Origin of the sequence: Rubrivivax gelatinosus, assembly GCF_016583785.1 — a bacterium.
Taxonomy (GTDB): domain Bacteria; phylum Pseudomonadota; class Gammaproteobacteria; order Burkholderiales; family Burkholderiaceae_C; genus Rubrivivax; species Rubrivivax gelatinosus_B.
The window spans coordinates 31963-45248 of sequence record NZ_NRRU01000040.1; the positions used below are offsets into that span (position 1 = coordinate 31963).

The 13286-nt window shown below is 72.6% G+C and carries 12 protein-coding genes and 1 pseudogene; 7 read left to right on the forward strand and 6 right to left on the reverse strand.

Annotation, left to right across the window (positions count from 1 at the left end; genetic code table 11):
- Nucleotides 1-13 precede the first annotated feature (13 nt).
- From CKO43_RS25805 to CKO43_RS12275, 3 genes and pseudogenes are all read right to left on the reverse strand, one after another.
- Complete coding sequence (locus CKO43_RS25805; RefSeq protein ID WP_242481146.1) at nt 14-1246, reverse strand: Zn-dependent hydrolase; 1233 nt, start codon at nt 1244-1246, stop codon at nt 14-16.
- Between the two features lie 33 nt (nt 1247-1279).
- Nucleotides 1280-2449 (reverse strand): annotated as a pseudogene (locus tag CKO43_RS25810) (diaminopropionate ammonia-lyase); the annotation flags it as partial.
- A complete protein-coding gene (locus CKO43_RS12275) occupies nt 2446-3651 on the reverse strand; it encodes a M20 aminoacylase family protein (RefSeq protein ID WP_200378803.1) in 1206 nt (401 codons plus the stop codon). The gene CKO43_RS12275 and the pseudogene CKO43_RS25810, both read right to left, overlap by 4 nt.
- 112 nt (nt 3652-3763) lie before the next feature.
- On the opposite strand from CKO43_RS12275, the gene CKO43_RS12280 reads away from it, so the two are divergent.
- Nucleotides 3764-4270: an Lrp/AsnC family transcriptional regulator gene (locus CKO43_RS12280; RefSeq protein WP_242481142.1), complete on the forward strand. Its 507-nt coding sequence runs from the start codon at nt 3764-3766 to the stop codon at nt 4268-4270.
- Here CKO43_RS12280 and CKO43_RS12285 read toward each other — a convergent pair.
- The gene (locus CKO43_RS12285; protein WP_200378804.1) at nt 4254-5261 is read right to left on the reverse strand and encodes an NAD-dependent epimerase/dehydratase family protein; all 1008 of its coding nucleotides are present in this window, start codon (nt 5259-5261) and stop codon (nt 4254-4256) included. The genes CKO43_RS12280 and CKO43_RS12285 overlap by 17 nt on opposite strands.
- 94 nt (nt 5262-5355) lie before the next feature.
- Between CKO43_RS12285 and CKO43_RS12290 the strand changes: the two genes are divergently transcribed.
- A complete protein-coding gene (locus CKO43_RS12290) occupies nt 5356-6231 on the forward strand; it encodes a LysR family transcriptional regulator (RefSeq protein ID WP_200230144.1) in 876 nt (291 codons plus the stop codon).
- Here CKO43_RS12290 and CKO43_RS12295 read toward each other — a convergent pair.
- Nucleotides 6228-6764: a hypothetical protein gene (locus CKO43_RS12295; RefSeq protein ID WP_200230142.1), complete on the reverse strand. Its 537-nt coding sequence runs from the start codon at nt 6762-6764 to the stop codon at nt 6228-6230. The genes CKO43_RS12290 and CKO43_RS12295 overlap by 4 nt on opposite strands.
- A 175-nt stretch (nt 6765-6939) precedes the next feature.
- Here CKO43_RS12295 and CKO43_RS12300 point away from each other — a divergent pair, with 175 nt between their 5' ends.
- A complete protein-coding gene (locus CKO43_RS12300) occupies nt 6940-8016 on the forward strand; it encodes a phospholipase A (protein ID WP_200378805.1) in 1077 nt (358 codons plus the stop codon).
- Nucleotides 8017-8099: 83 nt separating this feature from the next.
- Entirely contained in the window at nt 8100-9491 is a 1392-nt protein-coding gene (locus tag CKO43_RS12305) for an amidohydrolase family protein (RefSeq protein ID WP_200378806.1), read from the forward strand.
- A gap of 1 nt (nt 9492) precedes the next feature.
- On the opposite strand, the gene CKO43_RS26220 is transcribed toward CKO43_RS12305, so the two are convergent.
- On the reverse strand, nt 9493-11043 hold the full coding sequence (locus CKO43_RS26220) for a methyl-accepting chemotaxis protein (protein WP_200378807.1): 1551 nt from the start codon (nt 11041-11043) through the stop codon (nt 9493-9495).
- Between the two features lie 158 nt (nt 11044-11201).
- Between CKO43_RS26220 and lpxC the strand changes: the two genes are divergently transcribed.
- The 3 genes from lpxC to CKO43_RS12325 all read left to right on the forward strand — a co-directional run.
- Complete coding sequence (lpxC, locus tag CKO43_RS12315; RefSeq protein WP_200230189.1) at nt 11202-12137, forward strand: UDP-3-O-acyl-N-acetylglucosamine deacetylase; 936 nt, start codon at nt 11202-11204, stop codon at nt 12135-12137.
- 10 nt (nt 12138-12147) lie between these two features.
- Entirely contained in the window at nt 12148-12333 is a 186-nt protein-coding gene (locus CKO43_RS12320) for a hypothetical protein (protein ID WP_200230133.1), read from the forward strand.
- Between the two features lie 26 nt (nt 12334-12359).
- Nucleotides 12360-13286, forward strand: a 927-nt coding sequence (locus CKO43_RS12325) for an ExeA family protein (RefSeq protein ID WP_242481143.1), incomplete at its 3' end; no start/stop codon positions are given.

Sequence of the window (13286 nt, forward strand, 5' to 3'; positions counted from 1 at the left end):
GCGGCGGGCCGGCCTATTCGGCGGCCAGCCGCCGCACCACGTCCAGCAGCACGCTCGCGCCCTGCGCGAGTTCGGCGGCGGACGTGTGCTCGCGCGGGTTGTGGCTCAGCCCGCCCGCGCTGGGCACGAAGATCATCGCCGCCGGGCAGATGCGCGCCAGCATCTGCGCGTCGTGGCCGGCGCCCGAGGTCATGCGCCGCGTCGCCAGCCCGCGCCCGGCGGCGGCGGCTTCGATCAGCCGCAGCAGCCGCGGGTCGAACACCACCGGCTCGAAACGCGCCAGCCGGCGCGCCGTGATCGTCACGCCTTCCTGCTCGGCGAGCCGCTGCAGGAAGGCTTGCAGTTCGGCTTCGGCCTGGCGCAGCCGGTCCTCGTCGCTGTTGCGCAGGTCCACCGTCAGCGTCGCCTGCGACGCGATGACGTTGATCAGCCCGGGCTGCAGCTCCAGCCGCCCGACCGTCGCCACCTGGCCGGCGCCCAGGCGCAGCGCCAGTTCGCGCACGAAGACCGCCACCGCCGCCGCGGCATGGCCGGCGTCGTGGCGCAGCCGCATCGGCGTCGTGCCGGCGTGGTTGCTCTGGCCGCGGATGACGATCTCCTGCCACGAGATGCCCTGCAGGTCGGCGACCGCGCCGATGGCTGCAGCTTCGGCCTCCAGCACCGGCCCCTGCTCGATGTGCAGCTCGACGTAGGCGTGCGGCCGGATGCTGCCGACCGGCAGCTCGCCGGCGTAGCCGATGCGCCGCAACTCGTCGCCCAGGCGTGTGCCGTCGCTGCCCACCGTGTCCAGCGCGTCCTGCAACGCCAGGCCGCCGGCGTGCACCAGCGAACCCAGCATGTCGGGCTGGTAACGCACGCCTTCTTCGTTCGTGAACGCGGCGACGACGATGGGCCGGCGCGTGTGCACGCCGTCTTCGTCCAGCCGGCGCAGCACTTCCAGCCCGGCGAGAACGCCGTAGTTGCCGTCGTAGCGGCCGCCGTTGGCGACGGTGTCGATGTGCGAGCCGACCATCACCGGTGCGGCCCCGGGCTCGGTGCCGGCACGGGTGCCGAAGATGTTGCCGATGGCGTCGATCTGCACCGCCAGGCCCAGCTCCCGCATCCAGGCGACGAGGCGGTCGCGGCCGGCACGGTCGGCGTCGCTCAGCGCCAGCCGGCAGACGCCGCCGTCGGCGGTGGCGCCGATGGCGCCGTGTTCGTTCAGCCGCGCCAGCAGCCGGTCTTCGGCTATCGCCTGCCGCGCCAGCCAGCCGCGCTGTGCCGCGAGCACGGCGTCGGCGTCGCGGCCGACGAGTTCGCGGTAGAGGGCGGGTGCGGTCGCGCCTTCGGTGCTGATCAGCAGCACACGCGAGCCGGCGTCCAGCCCGGCGGCGGCGCGCCCGTCGGGCCGCGCGCACAAGGCCAGCAGCCCGGCCAGGCCGGCGACACCCGACTCGCCGGCGAGCACCGGCACGTCGCCGTGGGCGCCTTCGGCCAGCCGCCGCATCGCCGCCACCGCGGCCTCGTCGCCGACGGTCATGAACAGGTCCACCGCCGGCTGCAGGAAACGCCAGGCCAGCGGCGAGGGTTCACCGCAGGCCAGCCCCGCCATCACCGAGTCGACGCTGCCGCCGGCCGGCGCCGGGCGGCCGGCGCGTGCGCTCTGCAGCAGGCAGTCGGCCTGCTCGGGTTCGACGACGATGAAACGTGGGCGCGCGGCGCCGTAGCGCTGCCAGAACAGGCTCACGATGCCGGCCGCCAGCCCGCCGACGCCGCCCTGCAGCACGACGTGGCTGTAGGGGCAGGGGCCGTCGGGCGCCAGCTCCAGCGCCTCGTCGGCGATCACCGCGTAACCCTGCATCACGTCGCGCGGCACCGCCTCGTAGCCTTCGTACGAGGTGTCGGAGATGACGTCCCAGCCATTGGCTTCGGCCAGGCGCGCGGCTTCGGCCACCGACGCGTCGTAGTTGCCGGCGATGCGCACGATCTCGGCACCGCAGGCGGCGATCGCGGTTTCGCGTTCGGCGCTGACCTGGGCGTGCAGCACGATGACGCAGCGGCAGCCCAGGCTTTGTGCCGCGGCGGCGAGTGCACGCCCGTGGTTGCCGTCGGTGGCGCTGACGACGGTATAGCCGGCCAGCGCCTGCGCGTGGCGGCCGGCGAACAGGGCCGCCGCGCTCCAGCCGGCGTCCGGCCAGCGCCGCTGCACGCGCCACAGCAGCGCCAGCGGCGCGCCCAGCGCCTTGAAGCTGGCGAGCGCCGAGCGCCTCGACTCGTCCTTGATGTCGATGCCCGCCAGCCCCAGCGCGGCGGCCAGCCCGGGCTGCGGCCACAGCGGTGTCGGTTGCGGCGCCAGCAGCGACCATTGCGACAGCGCTTCGCGCCCGGCGCGGCAGGCGTCCTGGTTCAGCAGCGCCTGCAGCGCGGGCGGGTAGGGCTGCCGGGTGGTGTTGGGGTTCTGGAAGATCACGGCCGTTCCTCCGCGATGACGGGCAGGCGCAGCCGCACCAGTTCGGCGAACCAGCGTGCGCCCAGTGGCACCAGGGCGTCGTTGAAGTCGTAGCCGGCGTTGTGCAGCGGCGTTGCGCCGGGCTCGCTGCCGGCGCCGTTGCCGATGAAGACGAAGGCGCCGGGCAGATGCAGCAGGAAGCGGCCGAAGTCCTCGGAGGCCATCACCGGCGGCGTGTCGGCGTCGACACGCCCGGTGCCGACGACACGGCGCGCGGCCTCGAGCGCGGCGGCGACGCCGGCGGCGTGGTTCACGGTCGGCGCGAACTCGTGCGTGTATTCGACTTCGCAGCTCGCACCGTGGGCGCGGCAGATGCCGTCGCAGAGCTCCCGCATGCGCCGCTCCAGCAGCGCCTGCACCTCGGGCGCGTAGCTGCGTGTGTCGCCGCTGATCACCACCTCCGACGGCACGGCGTTGCGGATGCCGTCGGTGTGGAACCCGGTGCAGGAGACGACGGCCGGCTGCTGCGGGTCGACCGAACGCGAGACGATGGTCTGCAGCGCCAGCACGATCTCGGCGCCGATGACCAGCGGGTCGACCAGCTGGTGCGGCCGCGCCGCGTGGCCGCCGCGGCCGTGGATGCGGATGACGAAGTTGTCTTCGCTGGCCATGATGGCGCCGACGCGGGTCGCAAAGCGCCCGGCGGCGATGCCCGGCATGTTGTGCAGACCGTAGATCTCGTCCATCGGGAAACGCGCCAGCAGCCCGTCGGCCAGCATCGCCGCGGCGCCGCGGCCGTGCTCCTCGGCCGGCTGGAAGACGAAGCGCACCGTGCCGTCGAAACCGCCGCCTTCGGCCAGCAGCTGCGCCGCGCCCAGCAGCATCGCCATGTGGCCGTCGTGGCCGCAGGCGTGCATGCGGCCCGGGTGCGCCGACGTGTGGGCGCGCTGCGGCGCGTTCTCGGTGATCGCCAGTGCGTCCATGTCGGCACGCAGCCCGACGACGCCGCGGCCGCTGCCGGCCCGCAGCGTCGCGACGACGCCGGTGCCGCCGACGCCGCGCTGCACCTCGAGCCCGAGCAGCGTCAGCACCTGGGCGATGCGCTCGGCGGTGCGGTGTTCGTCGAAGCCGGTCTCGGGGAAGCGGTGGAAGTCGTGGCGCCAGCGCACCCAGTCGGCTTCGGGCGCGGGCTCGGTCGCGGGCGAGTCGGGTGTCGGGTTCATCGCAGGCTTCGCAGTGGCAGCGGCACATTGTTGGCGCGAGGAACCGAGCCGTTGCCTCGCGAGGATGGCGACGGTGCTATGTTTGTCTCACCGATTGCCCGACGAAGAGATCATGACCCGCATGCCTGCCGCCGGCCCCGCACTGGACGCGCTCGATCTGCACCTGCTGGACCTGCTGCAGGACGACGCCGCGCTGACGATGCGCACGCTGGCCGAGCGGGCCGGCTCCTCGCCCGCGACCTGCCAGCGCCGCATCGCGGCGATGCGTGCCTCGGGCGTGCTGATGAAGCAGGTGGCGCTGGTCGACCGGCAGCAGGTCGGCCGGCCGCTGACGGTGTTCGTCTCGGTCGAACTCGACCGCCAGAACGACGCGCTGCTGCGCCAGTTCGAGCAGCGCATCGCGGCCGAGCCGGCGGTGATGGCGTGTTACGAGGTCTCGGGCGAGTTCGACTTCCTGCTCGTCGTCAGCGCCGCCTCGATGCAGGACTACCACGCGTTCACGCGCGAGCTCTTTTCGTCAAACCACAACGTGCGCAACTTCAAGAGCATGTTCGCGATGCACTGCTCCAAGTTCGAGACCCGCGTGCCGCTGGCCGCGCCGGCTACGGCAAGGGCCTGAGGCTGCGAGCCGCTCGGGGTGGCGCGGCCGGCAGGCACCCGAGTGCCTGCAGCGTCGTGGCTGCGGCTTCGTCCAGCGGCGTGTGCGGCTCGTCGCCGAGCAGCGCGAGCAGGCGGCGGTTGTCCAGCTGCACCGGCTGGCGCCACAGGTAGCGCATCTCCAGCAGTTCGCGCAGCGTGGTGACGAAGGGCGCGGCCAGCCAGACCTGCCACCAGCCGAAGGGCGCCAGCCGCGGCGTCGCGCCGCCATGGGCGACGACGACACGCTGCACGGCGCGGGCGAGCTGGCTGCCGTCATCGTCCCAGTGGCCGCCGAAATGCAGCCGGGTGAAGGCCGGCAGCTCGGCTCGGCGCGCCAGCAGGCGCAGGACGCAGCGGGCGACGTCGGGCAGGTAGGCGTACTGGTGGCCGACGCCGGGGCCGGGCAGCTGTACCTGCGTCACCGGCCGGCCCGGTCGCAACATGCCCTGGCTGAACCAGCTGTTGCGCACACCCGGGCCGAAGAAGTCGCCGCAGCGCAGGATCAGCACGCGCAGCGCGCCGCTGGCGGCGGCGGCTTCGAGCCGGCGCTCCATCTCGACGCGGATCGCGCCCTTGCGCGTCAGCGGCCGCTGCGGCGCGTCTTCGGCGATCAGCGGGAACACGTCGGGTCCGTAGTTGTAGACCGTGCCCGGCAGCACCACGGTGGCGCCGTGGGCGCGGGCCGCGGCGATCGTGTTGTCCAGCATCGGCAGCACCAGCTCGCTCCAGCGCCGGTAACCGGGCGGGTTGACCGCGTGCACGATGACGCTGCAGCCGCGCGCAGCCGCCATCACGTCTTCGGTCTGCATCGCATCGCCGACCTGCCACTCGATGCCGTCGTCGAGCGCCGCGGCCGCCGGCCCACGCCGCAGCGCACGCACCGGCCAGCCGGCGGCACGCAGCTGGCGAGCGATCTCGCCGCCGACGCCGCCGGTGGCGCCCAGTACCAAAACCCTGTCTTGCGAACCCATGGTCTGCTCCCGAACCTGCGGATGGGCGCCATTCTGGGTAGCGCATGGCTTGAAGAGAATTGCAGAACTCAGCCGAGTCGCTATACAAATCCGTATGGAAGAAACCATCGGCTGGGAGCTCTACCGCTCGTTCCTGGGCGTGCTGCACGAAGGCTCGCTGTCGGCCGCGGCGCGCTCGCTGGGGCTGACGCAGCCGACCGTCGGCCGCCACGTCGCGGCGCTCGAACGCGCGCTCGGGCAGGCGCTGTTCACACGTTCGCAGGCCGGGCTGATGCCGACCGAGGCGGCGCTGGCGATGCAGCCCGCGGCCGAGGCGATGCAGAACCAGGCGGCGGCGCTGGAACGCACCGCGCGCGGCTTCGGTGCCGAGCTGCGGGGTGCGGTGCGGGTGTCGGCGAGCGAAGTCGTCGCAGTCGAACGCCTGCCGCCGGTGCTCGCGGCCTTGCGCGAGGCGCACCCGCAGCTGCAGATCGAGCTGGTGCCCAGCAACCGGCTGCAGGACCTGGTGCAGCGCGAAGCCGACATCGCGGTGCGCATGGCCCCACCGCAGCAGGAGGTGCTGGTGGCCACGCGGGTCGACGACGTGCTGGTCGGCCTGCACGCGCACGAGCGCTACCTGGCGCGCCACGGCGTGCCGCAGCGCATCGCCGACCTGCAGACGCATGCGCTGATCGGCTTCGACGTCGAGACGCCGTATCTGCGCGCGGCGCGCCAGGCGCTGCCGCTGTGGCAGCGCGCGAACTTCGCGCTGCGCTGCGACAGCGACCTGGGGCAGCTGGCGCTGATCCGTGCCGGCGCCGGCATCGGTGCCTGCCAGACGGCGCTCGCCGGGCCCGGCCTGGTGCGGGTGCTGGCGGCCGAGGTCGAGATCCGCCTGCCGGCCTGGATCGTGATGCACGGCGACCTGCGCAACAGCCGGCGCTGCCGCGTGGTCTACGACGCGCTGGTGCAGGCGCTGCGAGCGGCCTAGACCGAACGCACGACCTCGCCGCCGGCGGCTTCGAGCGCGGCGCTGGCCTGGCTGGCCGCGGCTGCGTCGCGCGGGTGGGCGACGACGGCGCTGCGGCCGTGTTTCAGCGCGTGCCGCACCTGGCGGATGACCAGCGCATGGTCGGGGCGCAGCGTCAGCAGCCCGGCCAGCATCATGCCGGCGACGGCGCCGAAGCCGACGCAGACGGCCGTCGTCACCTGCGGCGACGCGACCGCTGCCGGCCAGCCGAAGACGACCAGAAGCGCCGCCAGCAGCAGCCCGGCGCCCAGCCCCGCGGCGCCGAGCACCAGGTGGCTGCGTTTCAAGGTGCGCCAGATGCCGCCCTGCTCGGGCTCGAGCTTGCGCGCGATGTCGGGGTCGCCCGGGGCGACGACGGTGACGTCGCGGTCGCTGCCGGCCATCTGGGTGCGCAGGCTCTCGGCGGCGCGGCGTGCGGCAGCCGGCTCCGGAAAGAGGGCGGCAACGAGTGTCAGCGAACGTTCGCCGAACAGCGGGGCGTGGGTCGTGCTCATCTCGTGCTCCTGGTGGTGGGCGGGCCGCGCCTGCAAGGGCGCGACCGCGTGTCTTCATTGCAACGCCGGCGCCATGGCGGCGCCATCGCCAGACACCGCGTCCGGGTGTGGGCAGCGGCCTACAGCCGGCGGACAGCCTTAAGCTCGCCGCCGTCGCCACATCCGTAACCTGCCCATGTCCGTTCGCCCGCTGCCCGGTCCGCTGTCCCTGCTGGCGCTCTGCGCCGCCGCCCCGGCCCTCGCGGCCGGCGACCCCCCGGATGCGCGCCTGGCCGAGTGTGTCGAGATCGCCGCCGCGCCCGACCGCCTCGCCTGCTACGACCGCGTCGCCGGCCGTGCGCCCGCCGCGCCACTGCCGGCCGCCGACGTGCCGCCGACGCTGCTGGCCGCACGCGGCGCTCCGGTCGAGGACCCGGCCGAAGCCAAGGGCGGCAGCCTGCTGTCCAAGTACTGGGAGCTGGACCGCGCCGACAAACGCGGCATCTTCAACTTCACCGGCTACCGGCCCAACTACGTGATGCCGGTGCACTACACCGACCGCATCAACCGCCGCCCGAAGACGCCGACGCAGGACGAGGTCGAGCAGCCCAACTACCGCAACGTCGAGGCCAAGTTCCAGCTCTCGGTGCGCGCCAAGCTGGCGCAGGGGCTGCTGCTGCCCGACGCCGACCTGTGGTTCGGCTACACCCAGCAGGTGCTGTGGCAGATCTGGAACTCGACCGATTCCAAGCCCTTCCGCAACTCCGACTTCGAGCCCGAGCTGATGTACATCGTGCCCACGCCCCAGGCGCTGGGCACGCTGCCGCTGGGCTGGCGCTGGCGCTACACCGAGCTCGGCCTGGCGCACCAGTCCAACGGCCAGAGCGACCCGCTGTCGCGCAGCTGGAACCGGACCTACCTCGGCGCCGGCTTCGAGCGCGGGCCCTGGACGCTGCAGGCGCGCATCAACCACCGGCTGTCGGAGTCGGCCGCCGACGACGACAACCCCGATCTCGTGCAGCACCGCGGCCGCGCCGAGTTCACGTTCGGCTGGGCCTCGGGGCTGCACACCGCGTCGCTGATGTACCGCACGACGCTGAAGGACGGGCACTACGGCGCCTACCAGTTCGACTACACCTACCCGGTGTTCCCCAGCCAGCCCAACGGGCTGCGCTGGTACTTCCAGCTCTTCGGCGGCTACGGCGAGACGCTGACCGACTACAACTTCCGCCAGAACAGCGTCGGCCTGGGCCTGAGCTTCCTGCAGTTCTGACGGGGCGCTGCACGCCGCGCGCCGGCGCCTGCCGGCGTGGCCGGGGGGATACTTGCCGCCGTTCCCGTCCCTGCCTGCTTCCCATGACCGACCTCCTCGTCCGCGGCGCCGCCGAACTCTGGACCGGCCGCCGCGACACGATGCGTGTGCGCGGCCCGGTGGACCTGCGCGTGCGCGCCGGCCGCATCGCCGCCATCGGCACGCTGACCCCCGAACCCGGCGAACGTGTGCTCGACGCCAGCGGCTGCATCGCCTACCCGGCCTGGGTCAACACCCACCACCACCTGTTCCAGAGCCTGTTGAAGGGCATTCCCGAGGCGATCGACCTGCCGCTCGTGCCCTGGCTGGGCGCGGTGACGGTGCCGTACCGCGCCGGCTTCCGCGACGAAGAGGCCTTCCGCGTCGCGGTGCGCGTCGGCCTGGTCGAACTGGCGCTGTCGGGCTGCGGCACGGTGGCCGACCACCAGTACCACGTCTATCCGGGCATGGGCTACGACCCGTCGGCGATCTGCTTCGACGAAGCCGAGCGCCTGGGGCTGCGTTTCGTGCTCTGCCGCGGCGGCCAGACCCTGCCCAGCGCCGACGCGCCGCCCGAAGCCGAGCCCGAGACGCTGGAGCAGTTCCTGGCCGGCGTCGAACACGACGCGGCACGGTTCCACGACCCCTCGCCGCAGGCGATGCGCCGCGTCGTCAGCGCGATCACGACGCCGCACACCAGCTGCACCGGCGACGAGCTGCGCGAGATCGCGCGCCACGCGCGCGGCCTGGGGCTGCGGCTGCACAGCCACCTGTCGGAGACCGACGACTACCGGCGCTGGGCGCGCGAGCGCCACGGCTGCACGCCGATCGAGTTCGCCGAGCGCCACGAGTGGCTGGGCCCCGACGTCTGGTACGCCCACATGGTGCACCTGGACGACGCCGAGCTGCGCCGCTGCGCCGAGACCGGCACCGGCATCGCCCACTGCCCGCAGAGCAATGCGCGCCTGGGCTCGGGCATCGCCCGCATCCCCGAGGCGCTGGCGCTGGGCGTGCCGGTGGGCCTGGCGGTCGACGGCGCGGCCTCGAACGAAGCCTGCGACATGCTGAGCGAAGCCCACGCCTGCTGGCTGACGCACCGCGCCGACCCGCGCGCCGGGCGTTTCGCCGGCCAGCCCGGCGGCCATGCGGGCGCGATGTCGGTCGAGGACGTGGTGCACGTCGGCAGCGCCGGCGGCGCGCGTGTGCTCGGGCTGGACGGCATCGGCACGCTCGAAGTCGGGCAGGGTGCCGACCTCGCGCTCTACGACCCCTGCGAGCCGCGCCACTTCGGCCTGCACGACCCCGCCGTCGCGCCGGTGGCCAGCGGCGGGCGCACGCCGCTGAAGGCGCTGCTGGTGGCCGGGCGTGTCGTCGTCGAGAACGACACGATCCCGGGCCTGGACCTGGCGCGGCTGCGCGCCGACGCCGCGCGGCTGACGGCGACGCTGCGCCGCTGAATCAGGCGGCGACGCGGAAGCGCCCGACCAGGGTCTGCAGCGCCTCGGCCTGGCGGCGCAGGCTGTCGGACGCCGCGGCGCTTTCTTCGACGAGCGCGGCGTTCTGCTGCGTCACGTCGTCCAGCGAGGTCACCGCCTGGCCGACCTGGTCGATGCCGGCACGCTGCTCCTGGCTGGAGTGGCCGATCTCGGCGACGAGCACGTTGACACGTTCGACCTGGGAGACGATGGCGGCGATGCGCTGGCCGGCGTCGGCGACCAGGCCGTGGCCGCTGTCGACCGTCTCGCGGCTGGCACCGATCAGCGTCTTGATCTCGCGCGCGGCTTCGGCCGAACGCTGCGCCAGCAGGCGCACCTCGCTGGCGACGACCGCGAAGCCGCGGCCCTGCTCGCCGGCGCGGGCCGCTTCGACCGCGGCGTTCAGCGCCAGGATGTTGGTCTGGAAGGCGATGCCGTCGATCGTGCCGATGATGTCGCCGATGCGCTGCGAACTCGTGCCGATGGCCTGCATCGTGGCGACGACACGCTGCATCGCCTCGCCGCCGGAGGTGGCGCCGACGGCGGTCTCGGAAGCCAGGGTCGCGGCCTGCTGCGCCGTCTCGGCGTTGCTGCGCACGGTCGACGCCAGTTCCTCCATCGACGCCGCGGTCTGCTGCAGGCTGCTGGCCTGCGACTCGGTGCGCCGGCTCAGGTCGGCGTTGCCGACCGCGATCTCGGAGCTGCTGGTGGCGATCGAGTCCGAGGCGCCGCGCAGCTCGCCGACGAGTTCGACCAGCGCCGCGTTCATGCGCGCCAGCGCCGTCAGCAGCCGGCCGGTCTCGTCGCGGCCGCCTTTCGGGATCTCGGCGCTCAGGTCGCCGGCGGCGACACGGTCGGCGACCTCGACGGCGCTGTTCAGTGGCACCGTGATCGAACGCGTGATCGCCCAGGCGAGCAGGCCGCCGGTGGTCAGCGCGACCAGCGCCGCGACGATCATCGTCAGGCGCGCCTTGGCGTAGGCGGCCTCGTTCTCGGTGTTGGCCTGCTCGAGCGCCTTCTGGTTGTACTTCTGCAGCTCGCGCAACTGGCCGGCGAAGGCGTGCAGCGACTCGTAGGTGACGCCGAACAGCTGCGCCCGCGCGGCGCCCTCGTCGGCGCTGTCGACGGTGGCGAAGACCTTGCCGATCTCGTCCTTGTAGCGCTGGCGCCCGGCGTCGGCCTTGGCGAACAGCGCGACGGCCTCGGCGTCGTCGAGCAGCGGCTTGAGCTCGGCCATCGCATCGTCGAAGGCCTTGACGTTGACCTGCAGCCGCTCGCGCGCCTTCGTCAGGCGCTCGGGGTCGGTGTCGCCGACGAGCTGCATCACGCGGCCGATGCTGCCGCGCACGTTGTCCAGCGCCGCGCCTTCGAGCGCGACCTTGCGGTACTCGACGTCGACGATGTGGCGGGTGCGGTCCTGCATGCCCGACATCGTCCAGCCGGCAAGCGCGAGCGTTGCCACCATCAGCAGCAGCACGACGATGAAGGCCCCGCCCAGGCGCACGCCGATGCGCAGGTCGCGAAAGAAAACCATGCAAAGCTCCTCCGGGAAATCCCGTGTTCTTCGCAAGCTATCGGCATTCGTGCCGGCAGATGAACCGCTCGCCTCTGACAAATTTGCCAATTTCCGCCATTGAGTACGCCTTGACCCGCCGCTCGCCCCGGCACGGCGCCATGCGGGACAATACGGAGATGATCCAGCAGCGCACCCTGAAGAGCCTGACGAGGGCCGTGGGCGTCGGTGTCCACAGCGGGCAGAAGGTCGAACTGACGCTTCGCCCCGCCCCGCCGGACACCGGCATCGTCTTCCGCCGCATCGACCTGCCGGTGCCGGTCGACATCCCGGTGCGCCCCGACACCGTCAGCGACACGCGCATGGCGACGACGATCAGCCCGAACGGCGACCCCGGCGCGCCCAAGGTGCAGACCATCGAGCACCTGCTGTCGGCCTGCGCCGGCCTGGGGCTGGACAACGTCTACATCGACATCACCGCCGAGGAGGTGCCCATCCTCGACGGTTCGGCGGCGAGCTTCGTCTTCCTGCTGCAGAGCGCCGGCATCGAGCTGCAGAACGCGCCCAAGCGTTTCCTGCGCGTGAAGAAGGCGGTCGAGCTGCGCGAAGGCGAGGGCGCGTCGCTGAAGTGGGCACGTCTGGAGCCCTACCACGGCTACAAGCTCAGCTTCGAGATCGAGTTCCACCACCCGGCGCTCGACGCCACCGGCCAGCGCCGCGAGTTCGATTTCGGCTCGGGCCGCTACAAGACCGACATCGCACGCGCCCGCACCTTCGGCTTCACCAAGGACGTCGAGATGATGCGCTCGCGCGGCCTGGGCCTGGGCGGCAGCATGGACAACGTCATCGTCGTCGACGAATACCGCGTGCTCAACGCCGACGGCCTGCGCTACGACGACGAGTTCGTGAAGCACAAGATCCTCGACGCCATCGGCGACATGCACGTCGCCGGCAAGCCGCTGCTGGCCGCCTACACCGCCTTCAAGGGCGGCCACGCGCTGAACAACAAGCTGCTGCGCAAGCTGCTGGCCGACCAGAGCGCCTTCGAGATCGTCAGCTTCGAGCGCGAGAGCGACGCCCCGCGCGGCTTCGCCGAGCTGGCGCCGGCCTGGTGACCGCGGCGCGATGCTGATCTTCCGTCTCGTCTTCGGCCTGCTGCTGCTGGCCGGGCTGCTGTGCTTCGCGATGTACATCGCCACCGGGCAGGGCGTCTGGCGCCGCCGCGGCATCGTCATCGTCAAGTGGACGGTGCTGGCCGCGCTCGGCTTCTTCGCGGTGCTGATCCTCGAACGCCTGGCGGTGATGCTGTAGCGCCGGGCGGCGCCGGCTCCCCGGTTATGCTCGTGCGCGACATGGTCGAATCCTTCTTCGGTCTGGCGCGCGAGCCCTTCTCGATCGCCCCGGACCCGCGTTTCCTCTATCCGAGCGAGCAGCACCGCGAGGCGCTGGAACTGCTGAACTACGGCCTGGCGCGTGGCGCCAGCTTCGTGCTGCTGACCGGCGAGATCGGCGCCGGCAAGACCACCGTCTGGCGCACCTTCCTCGAGCAGCTGCCGTCCAACATCGACGTCGCCAGCGTCGTCAACCCGAAGCTGGGCGTGGACGCGCTGATCGCACGCGTGTTCGAGGACCTGCACGTCGAGCTGCCGCCGGCCGAGGGCCCGGTCGACATGGTCGACGCGCTGCACGGCCACCTGCTGCTGGCGCACGCCCAGGGGCGGCGCACGCTGATCGTCATCGACGAGGCCCAGGCGCTGTCCGACGAAGTGCTGGAGCAACTGCGCCTGCTGACCAACCTGGACTCCAGCGGCCGCAAGCTGCAGGTGCTGCTGATCGGCCAGCCCGAGTTGCGCGAGATGCTGGCCCGGCCCGAGCTGGAGCCGCTGGCGCAGCGCATCGTCGTGCGTTTCCACCTCGGTGCGCTGTCGGAGACCCAGACCGCGGCCTACGTCGAACACCGGCTCGCGGTCGCCGGTTATGCCGGTGCGCTGCCATTCGACGGCGAGGCGCTGGGCCTGGTGCACCGTATCAGCGGCGGCGTGCCGCGGCGCATCAACGTGCTCTGCGACCGCGCGCTGGCACTTGCCGCCGAAGCCGGCGTGCGCCGCATCGGGCGCGAATTGCTGGAACGCGCGGCACACGACGTCGCCGGGCCGGCGCCGCGGCCTGCGCCCCGGCTGGCCGCCGGCGGCGCAGCGGCCCCGATGGTCGCGCCGCTGGCCTCGCCCGGCGCACCGCCGGTGTGGGCCTTCATCGCCGGTGTC

What these genes read in the sequence shown, in the direction of transcription:
- CKO43_RS12275 (WP_200378803.1), bottom strand. Translation starts at nt 3,651, where the DNA reads ATGAACCCGACACCCGACTCGCCCGCGACCGAGCCCGCGCCCGAAGCC.
- CKO43_RS12280 (WP_242481142.1), top strand. Translation starts at nt 3,764, where the DNA reads ATGACCCGCATGCCTGCCGCCGGCCCCGCACTGGACGCGCTCGATCTG.
- CKO43_RS12285 (WP_200378804.1), bottom strand. Translation starts at nt 5,261, where the DNA reads ATGGGTTCGCAAGACAGGGTTTTGGTACTGGGCGCCACCGGCGGCGTC.
- CKO43_RS12290 (WP_200230144.1), top strand. Translation starts at nt 5,356, where the DNA reads ATGGAAGAAACCATCGGCTGGGAGCTCTACCGCTCGTTCCTGGGCGTG.
- CKO43_RS12295 (WP_200230142.1), bottom strand. Translation starts at nt 6,764, where the DNA reads ATGAGCACGACCCACGCCCCGCTGTTCGGCGAACGTTCGCTGACACTC.
- CKO43_RS12300 (WP_200378805.1), top strand. Translation starts at nt 6,940, where the DNA reads ATGTCCGTTCGCCCGCTGCCCGGTCCGCTGTCCCTGCTGGCGCTCTGC.
- CKO43_RS12305 (WP_200378806.1), top strand. Translation starts at nt 8,100, where the DNA reads ATGACCGACCTCCTCGTCCGCGGCGCCGCCGAACTCTGGACCGGCCGC.
- CKO43_RS26220 (WP_200378807.1), bottom strand. Translation starts at nt 11,043, where the DNA reads ATGGTTTTCTTTCGCGACCTGCGCATCGGCGTGCGCCTGGGCGGGGCC.
- lpxC (WP_200230189.1), top strand. Translation starts at nt 11,202, where the DNA reads ATGATCCAGCAGCGCACCCTGAAGAGCCTGACGAGGGCCGTGGGCGTC.
- CKO43_RS12320 (WP_200230133.1), top strand. Translation starts at nt 12,148, where the DNA reads ATGCTGATCTTCCGTCTCGTCTTCGGCCTGCTGCTGCTGGCCGGGCTG.